Source organism: Pseudomonas sp. ANT_J28, assembly GCF_008370005.1.
Taxonomy (GTDB): domain Bacteria; phylum Pseudomonadota; class Gammaproteobacteria; order Pseudomonadales; family Pseudomonadaceae; genus Aquipseudomonas; species Aquipseudomonas frigoris.
The window spans coordinates 1-24,945 of sequence record NZ_VOBM01000054.1; the positions used below are offsets into that span (position 1 = coordinate 1).

General features: G+C 56.4%; 22 protein-coding genes and 1 pseudogene. 8 read left to right on the forward strand and 15 right to left on the reverse strand.

What is annotated here, in order from left to right; all coding sequences use genetic code 11:
* Positions 1-69: 69 nt before the first annotated feature.
* The 4 genes from FQ187_RS26805 to FQ187_RS26820 are packed head-to-tail and all read right to left on the reverse strand — an operon-like array spanning position 70 to position 2,683.
* Positions 70-1,383, reverse strand: a complete 1,314-nt coding sequence (locus FQ187_RS26805; RefSeq protein WP_149631780.1) for a sensor histidine kinase — start codon at positions 1,381-1,383, stop codon at positions 70-72.
* Positions 1,380-2,048 (reverse strand): response regulator transcription factor, encoded by a 669-nt coding sequence (locus FQ187_RS26810; protein WP_149631781.1) that lies wholly within the window; start codon positions 2,046-2,048, stop codon positions 1,380-1,382. The genes FQ187_RS26805 and FQ187_RS26810 overlap by 4 nt, the downstream gene beginning before the upstream one ends.
* Before the next feature lie 3 nt (positions 2,049-2,051).
* On the reverse strand, positions 2,052-2,375 hold the full coding sequence (locus FQ187_RS26815) for a PepSY domain-containing protein (RefSeq protein WP_149631782.1): 324 nt from the start codon (positions 2,373-2,375) through the stop codon (positions 2,052-2,054).
* Positions 2,375-2,683 carry a PepSY domain-containing protein gene (locus tag FQ187_RS26820; protein WP_149631783.1) on the reverse strand — a complete coding sequence of 103 codons (309 nt, stop codon included), beginning with the start codon at positions 2,681-2,683 and terminating at the stop codon, positions 2,375-2,377. Before FQ187_RS26820 ends, FQ187_RS26815 begins: the two co-directional genes overlap by 1 nt.
* A 154-nt stretch (positions 2,684-2,837) precedes the next feature.
* Here FQ187_RS26820 and FQ187_RS26825 point away from each other — a divergent pair, with 154 nt between their 5' ends.
* From FQ187_RS26825 to codA, 5 genes and pseudogenes are all read left to right on the forward strand, one after another.
* Positions 2,838-3,917, forward strand: a complete 1,080-nt coding sequence (locus FQ187_RS26825; protein WP_149631784.1) for a patatin-like phospholipase family protein — start codon at positions 2,838-2,840, stop codon at positions 3,915-3,917.
* A gap of 94 nt (positions 3,918-4,011) precedes the next feature.
* Entirely contained in the window at positions 4,012-4,368 is a 357-nt protein-coding gene (gene queD / locus FQ187_RS26830) for a 6-carboxytetrahydropterin synthase QueD (RefSeq protein WP_046056060.1), read from the forward strand.
* Positions 4,369-4,453: 85 nt separating this feature from the next.
* Positions 4,454-5,284 carry an alpha/beta fold hydrolase gene (locus FQ187_RS26835; RefSeq protein ID WP_129437085.1) on the forward strand — a complete coding sequence of 277 codons (831 nt, stop codon included), beginning with the start codon at positions 4,454-4,456 and terminating at the stop codon, positions 5,282-5,284.
* A 190-nt stretch (positions 5,285-5,474) separates the two neighbouring features.
* A pseudogene (gene codB, locus FQ187_RS26840) lies at positions 5,475-6,746 on the forward strand (cytosine permease).
* A gap of 13 nt (positions 6,747-6,759) precedes the next feature.
* Positions 6,760-8,004, forward strand: coding sequence for a cytosine deaminase (gene codA / locus FQ187_RS26845; RefSeq protein WP_149631785.1), 1,245 nt, complete (start codon positions 6,760-6,762; stop codon positions 8,002-8,004).
* A gap of 54 nt (positions 8,005-8,058) precedes the next feature.
* Here codA and FQ187_RS26850 read toward each other — a convergent pair whose 3' ends face one another.
* The gene (locus FQ187_RS26850; protein WP_149631786.1) at positions 8,059-9,051 is read right to left on the reverse strand and encodes a diaminopimelate epimerase; all 993 of its coding nucleotides are present in this window, start codon (positions 9,049-9,051) and stop codon (positions 8,059-8,061) included.
* A gap of 192 nt (positions 9,052-9,243) precedes the next feature.
* Here FQ187_RS26850 and FQ187_RS26855 point away from each other — a divergent pair, with 192 nt between their 5' ends.
* Together FQ187_RS26855 and FQ187_RS26860 are read left to right on the forward strand one after the other, a co-directional pair.
* The gene (locus FQ187_RS26855) at positions 9,244-9,531 is read left to right on the forward strand and encodes a hypothetical protein (RefSeq protein WP_149631787.1); all 288 of its coding nucleotides are present in this window, start codon (positions 9,244-9,246) and stop codon (positions 9,529-9,531) included.
* A gap of 220 nt (positions 9,532-9,751) precedes the next feature.
* Entirely contained in the window at positions 9,752-10,903 is a 1,152-nt protein-coding gene (locus FQ187_RS26860; RefSeq protein ID WP_149631788.1) for an MFS transporter, read from the forward strand.
* 93 nt (positions 10,904-10,996) lie between these two features.
* Here FQ187_RS26860 and FQ187_RS26865 read toward each other — a convergent pair whose 3' ends face one another.
* From FQ187_RS26865 to FQ187_RS26875, 3 genes are all read right to left on the reverse strand, one after another.
* The gene (locus FQ187_RS26865) at positions 10,997-13,420 is read right to left on the reverse strand and encodes a TonB-dependent receptor (protein ID WP_149631789.1); all 2,424 of its coding nucleotides are present in this window, start codon (positions 13,418-13,420) and stop codon (positions 10,997-10,999) included.
* Positions 13,421-13,517: 97 nt separating this feature from the next.
* A complete protein-coding gene (locus FQ187_RS26870; protein WP_149631790.1) occupies positions 13,518-14,501 on the reverse strand; it encodes a FecR family protein in 984 nt (327 codons plus the stop codon).
* 154 nt (positions 14,502-14,655) lie between these two features.
* Complete coding sequence (locus FQ187_RS26875; RefSeq protein ID WP_149631791.1) at positions 14,656-15,156, reverse strand: sigma-70 family RNA polymerase sigma factor; 501 nt, start codon at positions 15,154-15,156, stop codon at positions 14,656-14,658.
* Positions 15,157-15,544: 388 nt separating this feature from the next.
* Here FQ187_RS26875 and FQ187_RS26880 point away from each other — a divergent pair, with 388 nt between their 5' ends.
* A complete protein-coding gene (locus FQ187_RS26880) occupies positions 15,545-16,354 on the forward strand; it encodes a hypothetical protein (RefSeq protein ID WP_129437095.1) in 810 nt (269 codons plus the stop codon).
* A gap of 25 nt (positions 16,355-16,379) precedes the next feature.
* On the opposite strand, the gene FQ187_RS26885 is transcribed toward FQ187_RS26880, so the two are convergent.
* The 7 genes from FQ187_RS26885 to FQ187_RS30610 all read right to left on the reverse strand — a co-directional run bounded on the left by FQ187_RS26885 (position 16,380) and on the right by FQ187_RS30610 (position 24,944).
* Entirely contained in the window at positions 16,380-17,021 is a 642-nt protein-coding gene (locus FQ187_RS26885) for a LysE family translocator (protein WP_129437096.1), read from the reverse strand.
* Positions 17,022-17,304: 283 nt separating this feature from the next.
* Entirely contained in the window at positions 17,305-18,174 is an 870-nt protein-coding gene (murI, locus tag FQ187_RS26890; protein WP_129437097.1) for a glutamate racemase, read from the reverse strand.
* A 377-nt stretch (positions 18,175-18,551) separates the two neighbouring features.
* On the reverse strand, positions 18,552-19,937 hold the full coding sequence (locus tag FQ187_RS26895; RefSeq protein WP_129437098.1) for a KamA family radical SAM protein: 1,386 nt from the start codon (positions 19,935-19,937) through the stop codon (positions 18,552-18,554).
* Positions 19,938-19,964: 27 nt separating this feature from the next.
* On the reverse strand, positions 19,965-21,398 hold the full coding sequence (locus tag FQ187_RS26900; protein ID WP_149631792.1) for an amidase: 1,434 nt from the start codon (positions 21,396-21,398) through the stop codon (positions 19,965-19,967).
* Between the two features lie 8 nt (positions 21,399-21,406).
* Positions 21,407-21,970, reverse strand: a complete 564-nt coding sequence (locus FQ187_RS26905) for a hypothetical protein (RefSeq protein ID WP_149631793.1) — start codon at positions 21,968-21,970, stop codon at positions 21,407-21,409.
* The gene (locus FQ187_RS26910; protein ID WP_129437101.1) at positions 21,967-22,851 is read right to left on the reverse strand and encodes a TauD/TfdA family dioxygenase; all 885 of its coding nucleotides are present in this window, start codon (positions 22,849-22,851) and stop codon (positions 21,967-21,969) included. Before FQ187_RS26910 ends, FQ187_RS26905 begins: the two co-directional genes overlap by 4 nt.
* Before the next feature lie 1,541 nt (positions 22,852-24,392).
* The gene (locus tag FQ187_RS30610; RefSeq protein ID WP_256667456.1) at positions 24,393-24,944 is read right to left on the reverse strand and encodes a hypothetical protein; all 552 of its coding nucleotides are present in this window, start codon (positions 24,942-24,944) and stop codon (positions 24,393-24,395) included.
* Position 24,945: the final 1 nt, after the last annotated feature.

Below are 24,945 nucleotides of genomic sequence, written 5' to 3' on the forward strand. Positions count from 1 at the left end.
CGGTGTGTCAGCAACAGCGATGTCGACTGACACACCGCATTCGCGAGCAAGCCCGCTCCCACAGGGTACTCAGCGTTTGGGTAATTGGATGACTACCTTCAGGCCGCCCCACTCGCTTTCCTGCAGCCTCAATACCCCGCCCCACGTATCAACGATATCGCGCACAATCCCCAATCCCAACCCATGCCCATCCGTTTGTTCATCCAGTCGCGTACCCCGGCTGAACACCTGATCGCGCTGGTTTTCCGGAATCCCCGGCCCATCGTCTTCCACGCTCAACTCAAACCCTTCGGTCGTCTCGACCACGCTCAACCGAACTTCGGCATCCGCCCACTTGCAGGCGTTGTCCAGCAGGTTACCGAGCAGTTCGAGCAAGTCCTCGCGATCCCAAGGCAATTGCAACCCCTTCGGCGCCGCATAGCTGAGGTCCAGATGCTCACCATGAATCATGTTCAACGTCGCCAGTAACCCAGGCAATTCAGCATCGCAATCAAACAACGCTCCCGGCAACGCATCGCCGGATAACCGGGCGCGATTGAGTTCGCGATTGAGTCGCTGCTGGACCTGTTCCAGCTGCGCCTGAATCACCTTGCGCAGTTCCGGCTGCGCATCGAGCTTCGCGCTTGAGGCCAGGCTCAACAACACCGCCAGCGGGGTTTTCAAGGCGTGGCCGAGGTTGCCCAGCGCATTGCGCGAACGCTTGAGGCTGTCTTCGGTGTGCGCCAGCAAATGGTTGATCTGCGCCACCAGCGGTTCAAGCTCTACCGGCACCTGCTCATCGAGTTGCGAGCGCTGGCCCTGCTGCAACTGGGCGATCTGCTCACGCGCCTTTTCCAGCGGGCGCAAGGCGCGGCGCACGGTGATGCGTTGCAGCAGCAGAATCAGTAGCAGTCCCGCCAGCCCAAGGCCCAATCCGACTTGACGCATGCGCTGGAAACTCTCGCGCACCGGCGTGTAATCCTGGGCCACACTGATGGAAATCGATTGGCCCAGGCGCCGATAGTCCGAACGCAGCACCAGCAATTGCTGCCCTTCCGGCCCCAATTCCAGGTTACTGTGCAGGCCGGCATGGTCGAGGCGCGGCAGTTCCTGATCCCATAGCGAACGGGAGCGCCAGTGGCTGTCGGCAAAATCGATGCGGAAGTAATGCCCCGAAAACGGTCGCTGATAGGCCGGCGACAGGTGCCGCTCATCCAGCTGCAAACCCTGCGGCCCACGCACCAGCGCCACCAGCAGGTTTTCGCTGTCGTTGCGCAGCCCGGCTTCGAGATAACGCTGCAACCCCATTTCGAACAGCCACAGGCTGGTCTGCGCCAGGACCAGGCCGACGATCACCATCACGCTGATCAGCCCCAGGCTCAAGCGGCGCTGGATCGACCTCACTGGGCTTGCCCGCCGAACAGGTAACCCTGGCCGCGACGGGTTTCGATGACGCTGCGCCCGAGTTTGCGCCGCAGGTGGTTGACGTGGACTTCGAGCACGTTGGAATCGCGCTCGGTTTCACCGTCGTAGAGGTGTTCGGCGAGGTGGCTTTTGGAAAGAATCTGCTCGGGGTGCAGCATGAAATAACGCAGCAGGCGGAATTCAGCGGCGGTGAGCTGGATGTCGGCGCCGTCGCGGGTTACGCATTGGCGGCCTTCGTCCAGGTGCAGTCCGGCAGCCTTGAGCGTCGGCTGGTTGGCATGGCCGTGGGAACGGCGCAACAGCGCCTGGACGCGCAAGTGCAGCTCTTCGGGGTGGAAGGGTTTGGTCAGGTAATCGTCGGCGCCGGCCTTGAGGCCTTCGATCCGTTCGGCCCAGGAATCACGGGCGGTGAGAATCAGCACGGGCGTGGACAGACCACCGGCCCGCCATTGCGTCAGCACCTCGAGCCCTGGCAAACCCGGCAGGCCGAGGTCGAGGATGATCAGATCGTAAGGTTCGCTGCTGCCCTGGTACACCGCGTCGCGACCGTCCGCCAGCCAATCCACGGCGTACCCCTGCCGGTTGAGGCCGGCCATCAGTTCGTCGGCCAGCGGCACATGGTCTTCCACCAGAAGCAAACGCATCGATCAATCTTCCTTGTCTTTCAGTAACTGGCCGGTGGTGGCGTCGAGGTCCAGTTCGCGGACCACGCCTTCGGCGGTCAGCAACTCGACTTCATATATGTAGACATCGTGTTTTTTTTCGAGATCGGCTTCCAGCAGTTTGGCTCCGGGGTGGCCGTCCAGCGCTTGCTGCAACAGCTGCTCCAGCGGCAGGATCACCCCTTGTTGACGCAGGCGCAGGGCTTCGTCCTGATCCAGGTCGCGGGCCATGACCACCGAGCAAAAAGCCAGAAGCGCTAGAGCCATTCGACCGCTCGTGCACCGCAGTGAAAAAGAAAACACCTTCATTACGTATCCTGATGATCCTTGAGAATCTGCCCGCTGACAGCGTCCAATTTCAGGTCCCACTCAATGCCCTGAGGGTCGCGCAATTCCACCTGATAGATGTACTTGCCGTACTCTTCTTCCAGCTCGGTTTCGGTGATCTTGGCGCCGGGATGACTGGTCAGAGCGGTAGCGTTGAGCTTCTCGAAAGACACAATGGTACCAGCGTCGCGCAGTCTCAGGGCTTCGTCGGGACCGAGGTCGCGAGCGTGGGCGATGCTGGCGGTCACGCCGATGATGGACGCGGTGAACAGGGCAGTCAGGGTTCTCATGGGGTGTCTCCGTATTTTTTTATGTGTTGCCTACGGGAGCCACCTTAGCGATCCGAACTTAACTGAAACTGAATTGCCATCATTGGAGAGACACACAAAACCTGTGGGAGCGAGCTTGTCTATAATCCCCCGCTTGCCTGCATTCGAGACCGGTATGACCGCTATCCACATCAAGTTCCCCTCCCTGACCCTCAAGGCCGGCCCTCGCGCCTTGGCGCGCATCCGTGAAAACGGTTTGAGCGCCGCCGATGTCGGCACACTGCCAGGTGCCGCCGGTGGTCCCAAGGCGTTGGGGATTCAAGGTCTGGACCTGGCGTTGTTCGGTGAATGGCTGCCGACGGCACCGCGGGAGCGCTCGTTGATCGGTGCGTCGGTGGGTTCCTGGCGCTTCGCCAGCGCGTGTCTGCCGGATGCCGCCGAAGGTATCCGCCGCCTCGGTCACCTCTACACCGAGCAAAACTTCGCCAAGGGCGTGACCATGGCGCAGATCAGCCAGAGCTCTCGGCGCATGCTCGATGACCTGCTCGACGGCCGCGATGCTTCGATTCTGGACAACGCTCATTACCGACTGAACATCATGGTGGTCAAAAGCCACGGCCTGCTGGCGGACGATCATCGCGGCCGACTGGGGCTGGGCCTGTCATCGGTGATCGCCGACAACCTGCGCGGCCGGGCGCGGCTGTCGCGGCATTTCGAGCGGCTGATCATTCACGATCCGCGTCTGGCACCACCGGTCAATGCATTGAACGATTTCCCCTCGCGCTTCGTTGCGCTGAATGCCGACAACCTGCGCCAGGCCTTGCTCGCGTCGGGTTCGATCCCGATGGTGATGGAGGGCGTGCGTGACCTGCCGGGGGCCGGTGCCGGGACTTTTCGCGATGGCGGTCTGCTGGACTATCACCTCGACCTGCCCTACAGCGGCAACGACATCGTGCTCTATCCGCATTTCACCGACCGGGTCATTCCCGGCTGGTTCGACAAGACCTTGCCGTGGCGCCGAGCGTGTCCTGCGCGTTTGCAGGATGTCCTGTTGCTGGCGCCATCGAAGGATTACCTGGCGCGCCTGCCCTACGGCAAACTCCCGGACCGCAACGACTTCAAACGCTTCATGGGCGATGCCCCGAGCCGGCAGAAATACTGGCGCACGACGATGGATGAAAGCCGTCGCATGGGCGATGAGTTCCTCGAACTGGCTGCCAGCGGTCGCCTCGGGGAGCGCTTGCTGACCCTTTAGTCAGTGTTTTCCCGCAACGCCAAACGCAAACTGTTAAACTCGCCGCCTGCCCACATCGCCGCGGCGATCGCCACCTGACAGAGCTGAAATCACTGTGGAAATCTTCAAAGAATTTACCTTCGAATCCGCCCACCGCCTGCCCCACGTGCCGGAAGGCCACAAGTGCGGCCGTCTGCACGGTCACTCGTTCAAAGTAGCGATCCACCTGAGCGGCGATCTCGATCCGCACACCGGCTGGATCCGCGATTTCTCGGAAATCAAGGCGATCTTCAAGCCGCTCTATGAGCGCCTGGACCATAACTACCTGAACGACATTCCCGGCCTGGAAAACCCGACCAGTGAAGTCCTGGCCAAATTCATCTGGAAGGAATTGAAGCCTCTGCTGCCGGAACTCAGCGCGATCCGCATCCACGAGACGTGCACCAGCGGCTGCATCTATCGCGGCGAGTAAGCCGATAGATCAAAAAAACCACCGAGACTGGTGGTTTTTTTATGCCTATGCTTTTTGGCTCCCCCACGCCAAGAGGACACCCTCAATGACTGACTGGCCGCTGCCTCAGACCTACCGCTTCAACGGGCACTCCGTTCGCTACGCCGTACGGGGCGACGGTCCGCCGTTGGTGTTCGTGCATGGCACGCCCTTCTCTTCTTATGTGTGGCACCGGATTGCGCCGCACTTCATCACCACGCATCGGGTGCATTACTTTGACCTGCTGGGTTATGGGCTATCGGAGAAAATCGACGGCGATGTGTCGTTGGGTGTGCAGAACGACCTGTTGGCTCACTTGCTGGATCACTGGGGCCTGGAGCGACCAGACCTCGTCGCTCACGACTTCGGCGGCGCCACCGCCCTGCGTGCTCACCTGCTGAACGGCAAGGACTACCGCAGCCTGACGCTGATCGATCCCGTGGCGCTGACACCCTGGGGTTCGCCGTTTGTGCAGCATGTGCGTCAGCATGAGGCGGCATTCGGTGGCCTGCCCGATTACATTCAGCGGGCGATTGTGCCGACCTATATTCGCGGGGCGATCAAGCGCGAAATTCCCGATGCTGAACTGGCGCCGTATGTGCAGCCGTGGCTCGGCGATCCGGGGCAAGCGGCGTTCTATCGGCAGATTGCTCAGATGGATGAGCGTTACACCCGTGAGGCCGAAGGGCTGTACCCGACGATTCGTTGTCCGGTGCAGATTCTGTGGGGGGAAGATGATCAGTGGATTCCCATTGAACGTGGGCAGGCGTTGCATCAGATGATTCCGGGGTCGCGGTTTCAGGCGATTCCGAATGCCGGGCATCTGGTTCAGGAAGATGCGCCGGAAGCGATCGTCGCGGCGTTGCTGCGGTTTCTGCCGCAACACAAATCCCCCTGAAAAAACCGAATCAAATGTGGGAGCGGCGGTGCGGCGATCCCACATGGGTTCTGTGTTCCTTCAGGTGCACCGCTTTCGTGCCCCTTTCCGCGCCAAGTCTCCCCGCTCGGCTATAAATAACTACACCACCCCACGCTTGGCACGACCACTGCAACACGCCCCCCGTCACTCATTCAGCAAGGAACGCCCCATGACGCAGAACGATCCCGGCAACGATTACCCCCTCAGCGAAGTCCCGATGCATGCCCGCAAAGGCCTGGCCTCAACGGCCATGGTGCTGCTGGGTTTCACCTTTTTTACCGCGACCATGTTTGCCGGCGGCAAGCTCGGTGTGGCGTTCAGTTTCGGCGAGATGATGGCGGTGATTATCGTCGGCAATCTGCTGCTGGGGATCTACGCCGCAGGCCTTGGCTACATCGCCTTCAAGAGCGGCCTGAATTCGGTGCTGATGGGACGCTTTTGCTTCGGTGAAGTGGGCAGCAAGCTCAGCGACCTGATCCTCGGTTTTACCCAGATCGGCTGGTACGCCTGGGGCACGGCCACTGCCGCCGTGGTGCTGGGCAAGTATTTCGAATTGAGCGAGGGCACCGTTCTCGGGCTGATGGTGCTGTTCGGCCTGGTGTTTTGCGCGACCGCGTATGTCGGTTATCGCGGCTTGGAGATTCTGTCGTACATCGCCGTACCGGCGATGATGTTGCTGCTGATGCTGTCGATGTGGGTGGCCACGGTGAAGGTTGGCGGGCTCGACGGTTTGCTCGCTGTAGTCCCGACGGGAACACTGGACTGGTCGACCGCCATTACTTTGGTGTTCGGCACCTTTGTCAGCGGCTCAACCCAGGCGACCAACTAAACGCGTTTCTCCCGTTCAGCACGCATCGCGGTGCTGGCAAGCCTGATCGGCTTCTTCATCGGCAACGGCCTGATGGTGTTGATCGGGGCCTATGGCGCAATCGTCTACCAGCAACCGGACGTGGTCGAAGTGTTGCTGTTGCAAGGCTTCGCCATGGCGGCGATGGCGATGTTGCTGCTCAATATCTGGAGCACCCAGGACAACACCATCTACAACTTCGCCGTCGCCGGTTGCAACCTGCTGCGCACCGGCCGTCGCAAGACCGTAACCCTGGCGGGCGCGGTGATCGGCACGTTGCTGGCGCTGCTGGGCATGTACGACATGCTGGTGCCCTACCTGATTCTGCTGGGCACTGTGATTCCGCCGATTGGCGGCGTGATCATGGCGGACTTCTTCTACCGCTATCGTGGTCAATATCCACGTCTGGCCGATGCCCGGTTGCCGGCGTTCAACTGGTCCGGTTTGGCCGCCTACGCGGTCGGCACCGTTGCCGCGTTCAGTTCACCGTGGGTCGCGCCGCTGGTAGGGATTGCCGCTGCCGCGTTAACGTATGTGCTATTGACCGGCGTGCTGGGTGCCCGTACTGCCAACGCACCATTACAAGATCTATAAAAGGATTCGCCTGATGCACATCATCAACGCCCGCCTGCGCAACCAAGATGGCCTGCATGAGTTGCACCTGGAAAACGGCCTGATCAGCAACATCGCCCGACAGACCGAGGCCCCCTCTCTGGGCCCCGATGATCTGGACGCTGGAGGCCACCTGGTGGTGCCGCCCTTCGTCGAGCCACACATCCATCTCGACGCCACGCTCACCGCCGGCGAGCCGCGCTGGAACATGAGCGGCACGCTGTTCGAAGGCATCGAATGCTGGGGCGAGCGCAAGGTGACCATCACCGAGGAGGACACCAAAACCCGCGCCAAGAAAACCATCCAGACCCTCGCCGCCCACGGCATCCAGCACGTGCGCACTCACGTCGACGTCACCGACCCGCAGCTCACCGCGCTCAAGGCGATGCTCGAAGTGCGCGAGGAAAGCCGTCACCTGATCGATATGCAGATCGTTGCGTTCCCGCAGGAAGGTATCGAGTCGTACCGCAACGGTCGCGAGCTGATGGAAGAAGCGATCCGCATGGGTGCCGATGTGGTCGGCGGTATTCCGCATTTCGAGTACACCCGCGATCAAGGCGTGAGTTCAGTGAAATTCCTGATGGACCTCGCCGAGCGCACCGGTTGCCTGGTGGACGTGCATTGCGATGAAACCGACGACCCGCACTCACGCTTTCTAGAGGTGCTGGCCGAAGAAGCCCGCAGCCGCGACATGGGCTCACGGGTCACCGCCAGCCACACCACGGCCATGGGCTCTTACGACAACGCTTACTGCGCCAAACTGTTTCGCCTGCTCGGGCATTCAGGGATCAGTTTTGTCTCCTGCCCCACCGAAAGCATTCACCTGCAAGGGCGCTTCGACAACTTTCCGAAACGCCGTGGCGTGACCCGTGTCAACGAGCTGCTCGAAGCCGGGATGAACGTGTGTTTCGGCCAGGATTCGATCGTCGACCCGTGGTATCCGCTGGGCAACGGCAACATCTTGAGGGTGCTCGAAGCCGGCCTGCACATCTGCCACATGCTCGGGTACCGCAACCTGCAAAGCGCGCTGGACCTGGTCACCGATAACAGTGCCAAGGCCATGAACCTGGGTGAGCGTTATGGACTGGAACGCGGGCGGCCGGCGAATTTGCTGATTCTGTCGGCGGACAGCGATTACGAGGTGATCCGCAGCCAGGGCCTGCCGCTGTATTCGGTGCGCGATGGCAAGGTGTTGATGAAGCGGCAGATGCCGGTGGTGGAATGGGCGGTTCAGCCCTAAATTCTCGCTGATTATGCGGGCCTCTTCGCGAGCAAGTCGAAGGCGATGTTGAATTCACCCCATCAACCGCGCCGTGCCGAACAACCTGACCCGACTCAACTCACCCTGCTCTTCTTCCAGAAGAATCGGCGCCGTACCGCCGGGCATGACCACTTTCACCTCCCCTGCACCGACCCATCCCATCCGCCACGCAGCGCAAGCCACCGCACTGGCGCTGGTGCCCGACGACGCCGTCGGCCCTTCTCCGCGTTCAAATACTCGCGCGACGACTCGCCCTTCTGACTCAAGCATCGCCCATTGCAGATTCACGCCAGCAGCACACGGCTCCCCTGCCCCGGTCGGCATGGCGTAGGCGATACGCGTCAGCCCTTCGGACAACCCCGGCTCGCGCATCTGCTCATTGCTCGGCAATGCATCGGCTTTCTCTAAAAGCGTCACACAATGTGGATTGCCAATGCGCACGAACTGGCTTCGAGACCAGGCGGGATCGAGCGCCGACAACGGCTGCACATGGCTGGCGTCGCGACCGTTCAACAGCACGCTTTCAACCCCTTTTGCCCCCACCGCGTCAGGCCCGAACGAGGGTTTGCCCAAATCCAGCCAGAACCCTTTTACACCCTCGATCTCGGCCGGTTTCACCGAAGTGTCCACCGGTGAAACCGCATCAGCCTTGTCATGATGAACCCTGAGCAAACAAACCTCGTCCCTCGGCAGCAGCCCTTGCTCACTCAGGGCCTGAGAGAAAATCGTCAGCCCGTTGCCACTGCGCTCGGCGAGCGTGCCGTCAGTGTTAACGATCAGCAGGTCAAACGGTGGCGAGTCTTGAAACGGCCCGATCAGCAAGCCATCGCAACGATGGTCCTTGGTGCCGGACGGTTGTGTACCAGGCGCCCAGCCACAGAAGGCCTCGATAGCCGACAGCGCCCATGCCTCGCGGGTTTGCGCTGCCGGACCGGCCAGCTCAGGTAAATCGATACCCGCACGGCGCACGGCCTCGGGCGCTACAACCGCGTAGATATTGCCTCGAGCATCGTAGAACGGCGCCATGGATCGGTCCTGAAATCAGCCAGAAAAGAACCTGTACTTTAGGGGCTACCGGAAGAAGACCGCAAACGATCCGGTTATTTAACCCCCGCCTCTTATCGCAAAACAATCGCTGCAACCTGTCAGTTGTGACAGCAGACAGCCCATCCAACTCGCCCCAAAGTAGAACCTCGCCTCTATCGTTTGGTGACGATCATGAAAAGGACGTTCCTATTGCCCCTGCTGATTGCCCTGGCATTGGGCGGTGCGGTCATCGCCGGTCAAAACGGCGCCGGCGTAAAGGTGATCTACGACGTCATGCCCAACCCCATAGCCGACAACAATAACCCCGAACCGCTGTTCCTCAGAGGCCGAAACGAATGGCGTCACGATTGTGATCCCTGTGATCAAGGCGACGCTTTCCTTGATGGCAAAGCCAACACTGACAATCCGCGCGTGTTCGAAACCTTCAACTCTGAATTCATCAACCTGCACGAGCATTAAGGTGCCCGGGGGGCGTGGGATCCTATGATCCGTCTAGCGGCGGGCGCTGGCTGCCGGGTCCCAACGTGAGCTAGACCAGCGAGATGGGCAGGACAACGGGAGGGGCGTTTTAACCCTGGATTAACGGTTACAAGAAATCCTCAAGGTCGCGACACGCTGTCTGATATGCAAGGATGCTCCTCTGCCTGTTGTCAGCAACCCGCAAAGCCAAGGATTTTTCATGACTGCCCTCAACACATCTGCGCCCGTCATCCCCGGACGCCTGGAACAGATGTCCACGCGCATTGCCTTTTTTATTGCCGGCTTCGGCATCGCTGCGTGGGCGCCGCTGGTGCCCTACGCCAAGGCTCGGGCCGAGCTGGATGAAGGGACGCTCGGTTTGCTGCTGTTGTGCCTGGGGGTGGGGTCGATTCTGGCGATGCCAATGGCGGGGCTTCTGGCCACGCGTTTCGGCTGTCGCCGAGTGGTGAGCACCGGGGTGCTGCTGATCTGTGCGGCCCTGCCGCTGTTGGCGACGGTGTCATCGATTCCAGCGTTGACTGCCGCGTTGTTCATGTTCGGCGCGGGCCTTGGTACGGTGGATTCGACGGTGAACCTGCAAGCGGTGATCGTTGAACGGGCCAGCGGCAAGAACATGATGTCGGGCTTTCACGGGATGTTCAGCCTCGGCGGGATCGTTGGCGCGGCGGGTGTCAGCGCCCTGCTCGGCTTTGGGGTTTCACCGCTGGGGGCAACGCTGGTGGTGATCGTGATGCTGCTGATCGCCCTGGCCAAGGCCGCGCCGCACCTATTGCCCTACGGCAGCGAAAGTTCGGGGCCGGCGTTTGCCGTTCCCCATGGCATCGTGCTGTTTATTGGCGGCATGTGTTTCATTGTGTTCCTGGCCGAAGGCGCGGCGCTCGACTGGAGCGCAGTGTTCCTGGCACAGGAACGCGGGATCGACACGGCGTATGCGGGGCTGGGTTACGCGGCGTTTGCGCTGACTATGACCGCCGGACGATTGACCGGTGATTCGATCGTCCGTCGTCTCGGCGCTACGCGGGTGATTGTGTTCGGTGGGTTGACGGCCGCAGCGGGCCTGTTTGTGGCGACCTTCGCCCCGAGTTGGGAAGCGGCGCTGGTGGGTTATGCATTGTTGGGGGCGGGTTGTTCGAACATTGTGCCGGTGCTGTACACCGCCGTGGGCAAACAGACGGTGATGCCCGAAAGCGTCGCCGTGCCGGCCATTACCACACTCGGTTATGCCGGGATTCTTGCGGGGCCTGCGTTGATCGGGTTTATCGCCCATGGCAGCAGTTTGAGTTTTGCCTTCGGGTTGATGGCGGTGTTGCTGGTGGCGGTGGCCATTGGCGGGAAGGTGTTGAAGGTCTGAAAGCGAAAAGATCGCAGCCTACACAGCAGCTCAGGGTGTACGCCATCTCTATGTAGGTGCTGCCGGAGGCTGCGATCTTTTGATCTTCAGCCGTTAAAACCCGACGCTAGCCTGCACAAAGAACGTGCGCGGTGCGCCAACGTACATCCCCGAGTTGTTGTCGCTGGAGCGGGTGAAGTACTGCTTGTCGAAAATGTTCTTCACCCCGGCGCCGACTTTCAGGTTCGAAAGCGTCGCGCCGAAGTCATAACCGCCGCGTACGTTCCAGGTGACGTAGCCCGGGATATCGCCGTACTGGCCGTCCGCGGTGCCTTCGGTGATGTAGTTGTTGGTGAAGCTGCCGTCAGCGTTGACGGCAACGCCTGGCGAACGCTGCTTGGACTGGGCAAACGCATCGAGGTTGTAGGTCCAGCGGTTGATGTCGTAACGCAGGCCGGCAGTCGCCACCTGACGCGAATAGAACGGCAGGTCACGGCCCTTGAAGCCCGGGATCTCGCCTTCATAAACGGCGCGGGTGTAAGTGAAGCCGGCGTTAGCGGTCAGGCCGTCGAGGCGTGGGTCCAGTGCCGCCATGTCGTAGTGCACCGAGGCTTCGAGGCCCTGGTGCGTGGTCGCGCCGAGGTTGGTCCAGCCCGCATCGTTGCTGATGTATTGCAGCTCTTTATCGAAGTCGATGTAGAACAGCGTCACTTCCCCGCCCCACACATCATTGTTGTAGCGTGTACCGACCTCGTAGGTCTTGGCCTTTTCCGGTTCCAGGCCGTTAGCGGTGTTATCACCCGCGCCACCCTGGCCGAGCTGGAAATACTGCAAGCTGCCGAACGAGGTTTCGTAGTTGGCGAACAGCTTCCACTCTTCCGACACGTGATACATCACGCTCAGGGCCGGCAGCGGCTCGTTGCTTTCGATGCTGCGGTTCTTTTCCAGCACCGGTTTGCCGGCGGTGTCGAGCACCGGGCGGTCGTGCCAGTCAGTGCTGATGTGTTCAAAGCGGATGCCGGGGGTGATGGTCCAGTTACCGACGTCGATTTTGTTATCGACGTACACCGAGTTGGCTTCAGTGCCACCGGTGCGGTCCTGATAGACATGGCCGTCGGAGTTCTTGGTCACGACCGGCTCGTTATTGACCAGCGCCAGGCGGCTCGCCTCTTCGTGCATGCCTTCCTTGAGGTAGCGATAACCGACACTGACTTCCTGGGTGGTCGGGCCGACGTCGAACACACGGGACACCCGCGGTTCAATCCCGAAGGTGTAGTAAGTACGCGGGAACGAGCCGAGAGTCTTCTGATCGCGAGCGGCGATGTTGCTGCCACGGAAGCTGTCGGAATAGTAGGTCAGCACTTCGGCCTGGGTGCGGTCGTCGATCTGCCGTGCCCACTTGAACGAGACGTCCTTGCGGCGGCCGCTGAAGTTGTCGTTGTTGCGGTCGGACTGGAACGGATTGGCGTCGTACTGCGCCTGGGTCAGGCCGCCGGGCATGTCGGCGCTGGCGTCGTAGTAGTGAAAGTTGAGGCTGAAATCGTCCACATCGGTGGGTGCCCAGTGGGTCTTGAGGATCACGTCGTCGATGTCGTTGCCGTTGTTGCGTTCACGGTAACCGTTGCCATTCACGCCCGAGTACAGCAGCGCCATGCCGATGCCGTTGTCCGCGGTGCCGCCGAGAAACGCCGTGTCGATATGCTTCCAGCCACCGTGCTGGGAGGTTTCCAGGGTCGAACCGATTTCACCGGTGGCTTTCTCCGGGATTGCGCGAGTGACGAAGTTGATCACGCCACCAACGTTCTGCGGTCCGTAACGCACGGAGCCGGCGCCGCGAACCACGTCGATGCTGTCGAGGTTGCCGGAGGAAATCGGGGCCATGGACAACTGCGGCTGGCCGTACGGGGCGAACGCTGCAGGCACGCCGTCAATCAGCACGGTGGAGCGTGGCGACAGGCGTGAAGTCAGGCCGCGCACGCCGACGTTCAGGGAGATGTCGCTGCCGCCGGTGCCGTTGGCATCTTGAACTTGCACACCGGGCACACGCTTCAACACGTCGCCGACGTTCATCGCACCCTGCTCGACCATCGCCTCGCGGCGAATCACCGTACGCGCGCCAGGGTGGTTCTGCACCACGGCGGCATCGGCGTCACCGAGCCAGTCACCGACCACCTTGATGTCGGTCACGCCCAGTTCCAAAGGGCCGTTTGCAGCCGAAGTCGGTGCCGGCATCAACGTGACCGAACCTTCGTCGATCTGGTATTGCAGACCGCTGCCTTGCAGCAGCTGGCGCAGCGCGTCTTCTGGCGAAAGGTTGCCGTACACCGCCGGGGCCTGTTTGCCGGCGACCAGCTCAGGGCTGAAAAACACCTGCAGCGAGGTTTGCTGGCCCAGTTCACTCAGGGCCTGCCCCAGGGGTTGCGCCGGGATGTGAATCGCGTCGGCGGCAAAAGCCTGGGGCAGCGCCGCGGTGACAGCCAGGGTGAGAGCGAGGCGCAACCAAGGTGATTTGTTGTTTTTAGCGGTGGATTTTTTCACGTCGAACGTAGTCCTGTGGATCGCAAGAGTGTGCGCTTGTTAATGCAAACCAGTTGCAGTTGGACAGGAAGACGATCAACTCGAAAAAAACCTGAATTTATTTTGAAATTATTTCCTGACTGCCGTCATCGAGGGTGCGCACGGCCACCGGCAGAATGCTCGGCAAGGCCTTGAGCAGTGCGTCGGTGTTGTCGGATTTGAACACGCTGGTCAGGCGCAGATTGCCCACTTTGTCGTTGCCGACGGTGAGCGGTTTCTCCCGATAGCGCGAGACTTCTTCGGCAACGTCGCTGAGTCTGGCGTTGGTGAACACCAGTTTGCCGCTGCGCCAAGCGGTCAGCTCGGCAGGATTGACCGCGTAAGCAGCGGCCACTTTGCCTTGGGCATCGATGTGCGTGCCGAGGCCGGCCGTGAGGCTGATGAAATCGCTGTCCGCCGCTGTGCGACCCTGAACCTTGACGGTGCCCTGCTCCACCACGACCCCGGTTTGGGCGGTGTCGCGGCGCACATCAAAACGGGTGCCGGTAACCGTGACCTTGCCGCTGCCCGCCTCGACCACGAAAGGCCGACGGGTGTCGTGCTCGACGCTGAACATCGCTTCGCCCTGCGTCAGCTCGATGCTGCGGCGGTCGTTTTCATAGTGCACCTGAACGCGGCTGCGGCTGTTCAGGTCGATCACCGAACCGTCCGGCAACGCCACATGACGTCGCTCGCCCAGAGCCGTGGAAAATTCGGCGGTGTAGATCGCCGGGTGATTCAAACCGCTGAACAGCCCCAACCCGAGCGCGACGGCCAACACACTGGCGGCCACCGCATAACGCACCAGCGGGCGGCGTTTGCTGCGCGCAGGCGCGGTTTCACACAAGGCTTGCAGTCGCGCCGCCGGCAGCAAATCAGCCGCCGACCATAAGCCCTGGAGCAACTGGAATTCATCGCGATGCTGAGGGTGTTCGTCCAGCCAGGCTTCGAAATGCCGGTACTCTTCGACATTGATCGCAGGTTCCTGCAAACGCACAAACCACCGCGCCGCCTCGTCGCGAACCGTTGTTCGCCCGCACGCACAATCACGAGTATCCATCATGGAAGTTCCTGTTTGGCTGGGGATGAGAAGACACGGAAGATCTGCCTTACGTAGGAGCTGCCGCAGGCTGCGATCTTTTGATCTTGATCTCCAGCGATTTCAATGCCGCCAAAAGATCGCAGGCTTCGCCAGCTCCTACAAAAGCCCCCGCACATCATGATTGCAATCCGTCAAGGCGGTCGCGCAGATGCCGCAGCGTGCGGATCATATACTTTTCCACCATGTTCTTGGACAGTCCCAGGCGTTCGGCGATTTCGGCCTGGGTCAGGCCTTCGATCTTCTGCCAGACAAACACCTTGCGGCAGTTGACCGGCAACTCGGTGAGCGCCCGTTCGATGGAGTCAGCCAACTGGATCGCCTGCATGAAATGCTCCGGGTCGCCGGACGACGACACACTGTGATCAACCGCCTCCGACTCCATGGCGCCCCGCCGATCCTCACGCCGATAACCATCCACCGCGATGTTGCGTGCGGTCTGGTGCAAATACGCCCGAGGTTGTGCAACCAAAGCCGAATCGGACTCAAGCACCCTCACGAAGGTGTCGTGGGCCAGGTCCTCAGCCTGCTGACGATTTCTCAGGCGACGGGTCCAGGTCCCGACCAACTCTTCGTAATGCTCGAAAAAGCCGTGTCTGCGGGGCAGCTTGGGGGTCATTGCGGTGTGCTGTGAAGACGGGGCGTGAATAGTAATGCTTCCTATTAACCGGAAGCAATGGGATTAAGAACCCGTAGGAGCTGTAGGCTTTCAAAAAAAATGACAAAAATGGCAAATAGATGATCCAGACAGACTCACTAACAAATTGTTTTCTTTGAAAAATCTCAATGACTGCCAAAAAAAACATGCGAAAGCATGCTCTCGCACCTTGCTTGAAAGGGGTGCCAACTCTACCGAAGGCCCACGAAAACTCCCCGCCTACGCTAAAAGACCATACTTGAATAAGTAGAGATGTGTATGTGTAATGTGCAATGCACACTGCGCATCCACCTATCGATAAATACTTAATCAAAATCTTCCCGGCAGTTACTGATAAAAGTTGGCTTCCTTGGAGGTCGCATCAAAGTCACTCAACCTTAACGTTCCATTGCTAAAAAGATTGATCGCCGAAGGCGAGCTTCACGGATACAGAGGCATCTCTGCATGCGGCAACAAGACGATTGCCGTCGATCTGATACAAGCTAGGCACCTCGCCGCTACCCTGCCTCGTTATATTGCGCAAGCAGCCAATCAACTAAAGCTGCCAGTCAATACCATCAAAGTGCTATGCAAAAACGGCTGTTTTACTTGCCGAGGCGGTCGGCCCGCAGCGGGACAATCGTGGTGGATCGATACAAACTCGTTCGACATCTCCAACGCATGCATCAAACATCGACGATCAAGCTCGAGCCCCCTCTCCTTGAGTGATGCACTCCGTCACCCCTTCATTTCAGGGGAAGGGGTAGCTCACCTTTTCAAAGCAATTCAGGAAGGCACCTTATCCGTTTCATTCAAAGCTAAATCAGACGCCGGTGTGATTGGGGAATGGCGACTGGAAAGTGATGAATGGCAGGCCTGGCTCAGCGCGCATATGAGGCAAATAACTGCCTCTCAATCGCTAAGCGTTGCACAAGCTGCCGAAATTCTAGGTATTACGAACGACGTCGCCTACACCCTCATTCGTCACGGGCTGCTGAATTCGACCGTTGAACTCAAAAACGGTGTTACATCACAACGGATCAATTTGGGGCTTGGCCTACTTGGTAGCAGGACAGCCTCTTGCGTTTGCTTCGCAAAAAAAGGGTTCGACTTTGATTGGCTTTCCGCAAGATGTGTCTACCAGACGCTTACTCCTGAGCGACGGCCAGCAATCGACTGAAACGGAGTCATTGGTCGCAGCACACTTATTCAACCTGTCGACGCATGGTCAGAATGGCGGTTCCGAAAAATATAAATGTTGAACCCACCACCCGGCTGATCCACCGTGACAGCTCGGGCCGTGTCAACGCCCCTTTTGCCCTGGAGGCAAGCGCGGAATATAAGCTCAAGGACACCACCGACAACGCCATGTAGATAGAGGTGAGGATCAGGAACTGCGGTAGCAACGTTGCATTCTGGTCAATGAATTGAGGAAACAGTGCGGTGAAGAACATCGTCGCCTTAGGGTTGGTTACAGCCGTCAGGAAGGCCGGCTTGAACAATCTGGAACGAGTGGGCCGACTCTTCTTGAAGTTGTCCTGAATACCGTCAGCGAGCATCGAACTCTTTCTAAACAACTGCCTGGCACCCAAGTAGAATAAATAACCAGCACCGATGACTTTCACCGCATTGAACAACCATTCGGAACTGGCAAGCAATGCTCCAAGCCCCAACATGGCAGCTGCTGACAGGCAGAAGAGTCCACTCGCATTGCCAAGGGAAGACCACACTGCGCTGCGTTGTCCATGGGCCAGAGTGTTGTTGATCGCCATCAAAGTCGCGGGCCCTGGGCTGGCAATGGAGACGGCGGCGACTAGCGTAAACGCAAGAATCGAATGAAGCACCATTTTCTAGGCTCCTAGAGGATAAGTTTTTGCACATTACTCAAGGGGGGCGGGCCAACAGGCTACATGTCGCTCGGCGACATCCGAGTTCGCCTTAACAATTGCGACCGACATAAGCGAAACATTTTGCATGAGTACACCCGCCGCGATTTCCCGTAACGATTGAATCGAGAGTCTCTAATTCTGGTAGCGCTACGCATCCCCTATGTTGATCTTTTGAATCCGCAAGTACATGGAGAGGACTACATCTCTCCCCGCATATAAAATCGAGTAACCTTGCACTTTCTCATCGAGCATCTTTGAAAACTTCCAAAGATACAAACTGCATTACTTCACCGAGAAAGCGGCTTGCCAATACTGAAACAAGCACAGCGTCACCGGATGTTAGCAACTTTAATTTAGGCTTGGGAGTTTGGTTGCCTTGAAGCTGCGGATGCTGATGTAGATAGTTCTTGAGAGACAGTGAGGCTATCCTAGCCTGAGATAGTAACACGCAATCAGATGGCACCACCGCCAGGAACGCATGCTCGACTAACGCGTAGTGAGTACATCCTAAAATTATCTTTTCTAGAGTGACTCCGTTTAACATATCCATCATCGACTTTACGTTAGCTTCTACTTCACGTTCTATGGCGCTAAATTCTGCGCCATTTTCAATCAGTCCTGCTAACTGTGGGCATGCTTGCTGAATTAGCTGGATTGAAGCGTCCCGCTTGGCAACCTCAATGGGAAAGTACTGACTAGCAACAGTTGCAGATGTGGCGAAAATTCCAATCGTGCGGACTTTAGAATCAAAATCTGTTTTTCTCAGTTCTTTTTCTGAATGCCAAGGACGACCAGCAATTTCTTCGATGGTTGGAACGACAATACCAAGTATTCGCCTACCCTCCCAATGTAAAGGCAACCACTCCTGCTGAAGCCTCCGTAGCGCAACTGTAGAGGCGGTATTACAAGCCAGAACTACAAGATCGCAACCCATTATGAAAAGCTTTTCCACACACTCACGAGTGTATTCATATATTTGTTCTGCAGTTCGAGCCCCATACGGGGCACGAGCGTGGTCGCCAAAATAAATGAATTCAGAATTCCTGAATTGCTTGGACAGTTCGGAGAGAATTGTCAATCCGCCCAGCCCTGAGTCGAACACACCGATCATATGAATTATCTTTAAAGTAATTTTTTTAAGATGGATTGCTAAAAGACGCGTTTAATCCCTCATCTAAATTCAGCACCAACACATGACGGCCACCTCGGAGTTTATTTATTTTTACCCTTACAACGCATTACCTGCGAGTATCTATATCCACTCAGAATGACAGCATCATCCAAACAGAGCGCCGTCACTGCAGTGCACCTGGTCATTTAACATATCCAAATGCACATACATACTCACACACCGAAAATCACTTATTTCCACCGCCAACAACCGAACAGCAACAGCAACAGCATAGTCCAGCACTTCTCCATGCTCGACTTTACATTACATTTCTTTTCGGTGCTGTACGATAGCTAGCGATTTAAAGCATAGAGAACTCAGTCGTTCCCACTGTTACCAATTTGTTCGAACTCAAAATCCCGACGACTCTTCGTATGCATCTGAGACCATGGGGACGCCCCCATATCAAGCAGCGCAGGTTTCAGGTCATCGACCCAGCAGGCGTCGGCATCATATTGAGCTAGAAATGGTCTGTTCACATAGGACGGGTCTCGGCATTGGAGGAAGCGGAGCGCCATATATTGCTCTCCGTTGATCTCCATCAAGCCATCAAAGGCGACTTTTCCAGGTGTTGCCGACATTACCGGGCCGCGAACAGTTCGGCATAGTCCAGAAACATTTCTATATGCCTCAGTGAAAATTTCATATGCGCGAACCAATGGGACTTCGAAATAGCTTCGCGGGCCAGTATCTCGCTCAATAAACATATAGTAAGGAAGCATCCCCAAGCGTACTTGCTTGCGCCACATGGAGGTCCAAACGTCGGCGGAGTCATTAACCGCCCGTATGATAGGACTCTGAGTTCTAATGGTCGCTCCTGTTGCAAGAACACGCTGAATCGCCTGCTCAACTGCCTTGGTCTCAAGTTCCCTAGGATGCGTAAAGTGCGCCATAAACGCTAAGTTCCTTCCGCTATTGACCACTCGCTCGAAAAGCTCAAGCATTTCATCAGCATCGGAGTCAGTCAAGAACTTGTAAGGCCAGTAGGATAAAACCTTCGTACCAATTCGAATAGACTCAATATGACTAAGCTCAGGATCATTAATGATTGGGTCAATATATTTTGAAAGTTTTTCCGCGCTCATCACCATCGGATCCCCCCCGGTTATGAGAACACTTGTAACCTCGCGGTGCTGGCGTAGATACTCACAGAGACTTTCAATTTCTCGCGATGATATCTTGTAGTCTGGCTCCTGCACAAATTGCGCCCAACGAAAGCAATAGGTGCAGTACGAATGACATGTTTGACCTTGGCTCGGAAAGAATAGGACAGTTTCTGGATATTTATGCTGAATCCCGTCGAATCGTTCGCCATTCAATAATGGGACATTAAGATCCAGTTGACCACCTGGGTGCGGATTTAGCTTCTTTCTAACATTTGATGCTGCCTTCTGAATTTCGCTGGTAGGCGCTCCACGAGTAAGAAGCTCCACAATGGGTTTAATATCTTCAAAGGGGAGCATATCCGGCTGCGGAAAGACGAGCCTATATATCGGGTCGTCTGGAGCGGCACTCCAGTCAATCAGCTCATCAATTACATAATCATTAACGCGAAACGGAAGAACAGCGGCTACCGCGCGTACAAGGATACGATCCTGATCGGACAGTCCGGCACGTTTGGTCAGGGCATCCAGATGCGAAGCGTTGTAAAAACGTAGCTTCTTGGGCTCGTTTTCAACAGCGGCCTGAATGAGATTAAGCATCGACAAAATCCTTTTGTTCAAGTTAGGTCATGCGAAAAAAACAGGGGGTTTGCTGTCAGCCCACGGCGCGAGCTGCTCAAGCTGACCAGCAATGCCAAGCAGCCGGGCCAGATTGTTTGGTCGAGAAGCTAGCTGCACGCCAATTGGCATACCCTCCTCTGTCCAACCAAGGGGCACGGACACGGCGCATAAGCCCGCAAGATTCACAAAGGCGGTGAAGGGTGCAAACTCGGCAGATCGCCTAAAGACGTCGTATGGATCTGTCGGTTCGGTGATCCAGCCGTGCGGTACCGAATGGCGTGCCAGTACGGGAGTCAGCAGAATCTCATTCTCGCCAAAAAGGCGCAAAATTCGCTCGGCATAGCTGTTCAGTCGTACAAACGCACGGTGGAACTCGAGGGCCGAGACGCTCTCCGACAGGGTGATCGCGTCACGCGTAGTACGGTCAAGTAGTTCGGAAGATGGGTCGCCATAAGCTACCGGAATCGTACTGCGCAGTAGCATCATATCGCCCAGGACGCGCTCATCCGACCAGTCTAATTTACGCTCCGAGATCCGATAGCCAGAAGCGCCTAGTAACTCGGCCGCACGGTATACCGCCGCTTCGCAAACCGAATCTACCGTACACTCAATAGGCGGCGCGCAAGTTAGAATTATTGATACCGGTGGAGACGTAGGCGCTTCGTTTACAGCCAATGCCAACTCTTCGCCAGTAATAGCATTCATACCAGCCAAATAATAAAGTGAGTCCGCGACTGTTCTGCTGATCACCCCATCCAGCGGACCTCGACCCAGAGCCGGTCGCGCAGGTGCCGGGAGTCTTCCATGGGGTAATGCAACCGCAAAAACACCGCAGCAAGATGCCGGGATCCGCAGCGAGCCAGCCCCGTCGCTTCCATGTGCAACCGAAGTCAGTCCTGCAGCTACACTTGCGGCCGCCCCGCCACTGGAGCCTCCCACGCTGGACTCGAGAGACCACGGGTTACGACAGACACCGTTAAGCTCCGATTCGGTGACGGGCAAAATACCAAACTCGGGGGTGTTTGTTTTTCCTACTATCGTCATGCCTGCAGCTTTCATCGCAGCCACCAACGGGGCGTCCTTTTCAGGAACATAATCGGCGAAGGCCTTGCATGAAAAAGTCGTGATCAGTCCTTGGGTAGGAGTAAGATCCTTAACCGATACAGGCACACCCCAGAGGAGCGGAGTTACCTCGCTAACCTCGCCTCCGAGCGACTTGGCATGTGCCTCAGCTTGCTCCCGTCCAACCGTCACAAAGCAATTTAAACTTTCATTTGCTTGCTCAATTCGATCCAGACTTTGTTGTGTCGCTTCCAAGGGCGACATCTCTCCAGTGTGAAGGCGATGTGTTGTTTCGAGTAGGCTACCCTTTGCTTGCGGAAACTTTCTACGTAGAAGTTTCTGAACCTCGATGGCAGATTCCTTGATTTCTTCTTTCATCACACCAGTTACTTCCTATATTCGCCATTAGAAACACTTAAGCGGCGAGCTTGTATCGCATCATAAAAAGCAATGAGCTTGCGTGCATCGAAAAGGATGACGTTCTGCTCCTCGCCATAGGCGTGGATGGTGTCGGAAAGAACAGTAAGTGGAACACCTGCCTTTTTGAGGGCCGTCCAGAACGGAGCGATGGTCATACCATATATAAATGGCCTCTCAAGCTCGACACATATTCGACTGGCGGAAACGACAAGTTCATGAAGGATGCGTTTACCATCTTTTTGGAAGTGTGCAACTCCCAAGCGGCCAAACTCTACTCCCCTCTCCTTATCCAGGGCTCCACTATATCGGTCTTCTATTGGCCAATGCCCGGTTAATGCCATTCGCAGGGATGCGATTGGCTCGCCCTCCGAATCTCTCACGAGCACGTGACGGCATTGCGAGTCATAGGCGTCGGTATACCATGCATCGGCTGACCTCTGATCACGACGGCTACCCGCAAATGCCACGCGACGAAGATCCAATACTACTTTTAGACGTTCAATATCGCTTCCTTCGAAAGTTTCTATCATGACGCACTCCTAAGTTGCCCCATACGCAGGAGAATCCGGCGCTCGACATCATCAAAGTGCCTGCGCCCATGCATAAAACGAGAGTTGTCGATAACCACGATCTCTCCTGGATTCCAGGAAACATTGAGAGAAACACGCTCAGCAACATCTCTAATTTCAGCCAGAATGTCGCTCGGAAATGGGCTCCCATCAGCTAGATGCACGCGAAAGTCGTCTCGAGCGTAGAAATCGCTCTTGGGCCGATAGGCATGAATCATCAAGGAGTTACAAAATGACGGCACTCCCGAAGTTAATGAAGGCACTACTGCCCGCGTACGGAACCGCCCATGCAAGTCTTCACCTTCAAAGTGATATTCGAGTTTTTCATAAGGTTTAAGCTTATTGTCAAGATAGCCAAGCGCTTTTTGGGCTTCTTCAATAGTACGAGCACCTAATGTTTGTTGCCAGCGAACCGGGCGAGCTTCCCAACTCCAGTACAATTCCAAATCTTCAACGAACTCACGAGTTGAAGTTTGAAGTTCATCCAAAAGCCGTGCTCCGTCACAAATGACCGTTTCCCCTCCTGAAGCGGCGGGTCTCTCGCAGAAAAAAATAAGGAGATCGGGACAACCAGGCGCGTAAGAGGCCTCCCGGTGAAGGGGAATTGAATCTATTCCCTTATTCACTGTTGATGTGCTCGGGTCTTTGCTTACCGGGTCACGTTCAATTGTATTTGTAGCGTGATGAACAATGGGGACCATAAGGGCATCGCTAAGTTCTATGAACTCACTCATCCCCGCCCCCTTGGCCCGAACCATCACAGCACCGTGACTTGTGAGAGCACTACGTACTGCCGTTACATTCGTGCTCTCAAGGATAGGTAAACGCTCGTCAACAACCATATAAACTTCCTTTTATTAATGGTAAGTGCAACTCAATATTCACGTTATATTTTATTTTTAGCTCAGCACAAGTGCGACACCTCCTAACCTCATCAAACAGTTTCAATCTTGAAAATGCAAAAAAAACACACAGAAAATTGACGCACTCATAAAAATGAGTACTTCTTCCCTAATCCGCCCAGGAGACTTTATCCTAGCTCGCCAACTTTAATAACGGTCAAGCACGAAAAAATTAAATATATTTAATGTTGAACCAACCAATCAATAGCTCACCGGAGAAACCGAGCACTCATGCGTCAATGACTAGTACTACAGACCAAATAGTACTAATCTATGAAACACTTGCGGCTAGCTTTTGACTCCACGCCAGAAACTAGCGTAGAGCCAGAAGCTTAATATTAAATTGCCTTCAGCCGACCAATACTTCATACCCTAACGCGCAGTGCTATAAAATGGGGACAGCACAATACTGGCAAGCAGCATAAGGCACGCCATGAGCACTACGCAGATATAGGTATATCGTTAGATACTTACCGCCATACGACATCTAACAGCAGGCGGTAGCAGATACTTACCCCGGTATTTAGGGAAGGTGGTCTCGCGAATTGGAGACGAAGTGATGGTTTTAATTTTTTGACTGCCATGTCCACGATAACTCTTCCATGTTGATCTGAGCAGATTGTTACATTTGGTAATATTTGCGCAGATTGGTTTTCTTGTCAACCCCAAACCAGTAACAACCCATTGAGAATTCATGTTGCCCGGACGCGCATCAGTTCGCTCTCGAATTAGATGTATTAAGCGTTAAGCAGCATTCAGCGCATCTGAGATGGCACAACGACATTAAAAATAAATTATTGATTTTTATAGTAATTTCAAACGATAGAATTTTTCGCCCGCAGTGTTTGCACTATCTGGACCGTTTCTTCCCCCCCTATCTGTATTGCATACGATTAACCAAACGGTGAGCGTATCTGTGGTCTTAATCATCAAACGAGATGCACTGAGTACGGAAACGCACATGCACTCAGTCAGAGATCTGTTAGACACCGATGCCCTGCGTAAGGCCAAAGACTCGTTGATTGATCGTCTAGTGGGGGGAGGTTTTTTGCCAATCGAATGATCAGTGATCGTTCCAGAAGACGTTCCGACTTTGCGAGCGTTAATGGAAAAAATCGTAACGGATTGATCGCAGACCATGGCGTATCAAGTCAGATCCAGGGGATCGAATTCATCGAGATGGTAGGGAGTCGATGGCCCTCAATAGCAGCAATCTTGACCTCAGGATATCTGATAGCCCCTGAGGCTATTGCTGCACCTAGCTGTAGCGGCTCGCGTTTGAAATCAGTCCGGCTCGCATTTAACGACATTCCTGGCTCACATTATCTGCAACCAACCAAGGCCACCGGCTCACATTATCTGCAACCAACCAAGGCCACCGGCTCACATTAATTGCAACTGAGCTTGCATTCCACGGCGTCGGCTTGCATTTCATCGCGCCTGGCTCACGCTATCTGCAAATGACCGGGGCGGTTTTAGGTTCACAGGGGAATGCCGGCCGCGAGCATCTTGTCGCGCAACTCGCCCGCCCGTTCGGGGTCCAGCGTGTTGTTGAACAGTGCTTTGAACTCGTGTGCTTTGGCGTTGAACTGTTCCACGAGGTCTTTCATGCGATAGCCATTGCGCGTCAACGTAGGCTCCAGGTCGTCGATGTGCCGTGATAGCACCGACTCGACGACAGCCACCGACACTGGGTGCTCACCGGTCTGATACCCGGCTTCTAAGGCCAGCGTCAAGTGCAGTTGCACTTGCAGCGGCGTCCGTAACTTACTCGCGAGCAGGTCAATGGCATCGTCCGTTAGGATCGACTCGCAGGCGTCTTCATTTCCAGTGCAGGTACGTAGCAGCCATTCGATATAATCGCGCTGCGCGCCAGTAATGCCATCCAACGAGAACACGTCGGTACGGGCGCCGATTTCCTCCATGTTGTCTTTGCGCAGGTCGTTGCGCAGCTTAGGGTGACCCGCAAGCACTATGGACAGCAGCCCATCCACGTCTTCGGCCAACATAAAAAACCGCTGATGCTGGTTCATT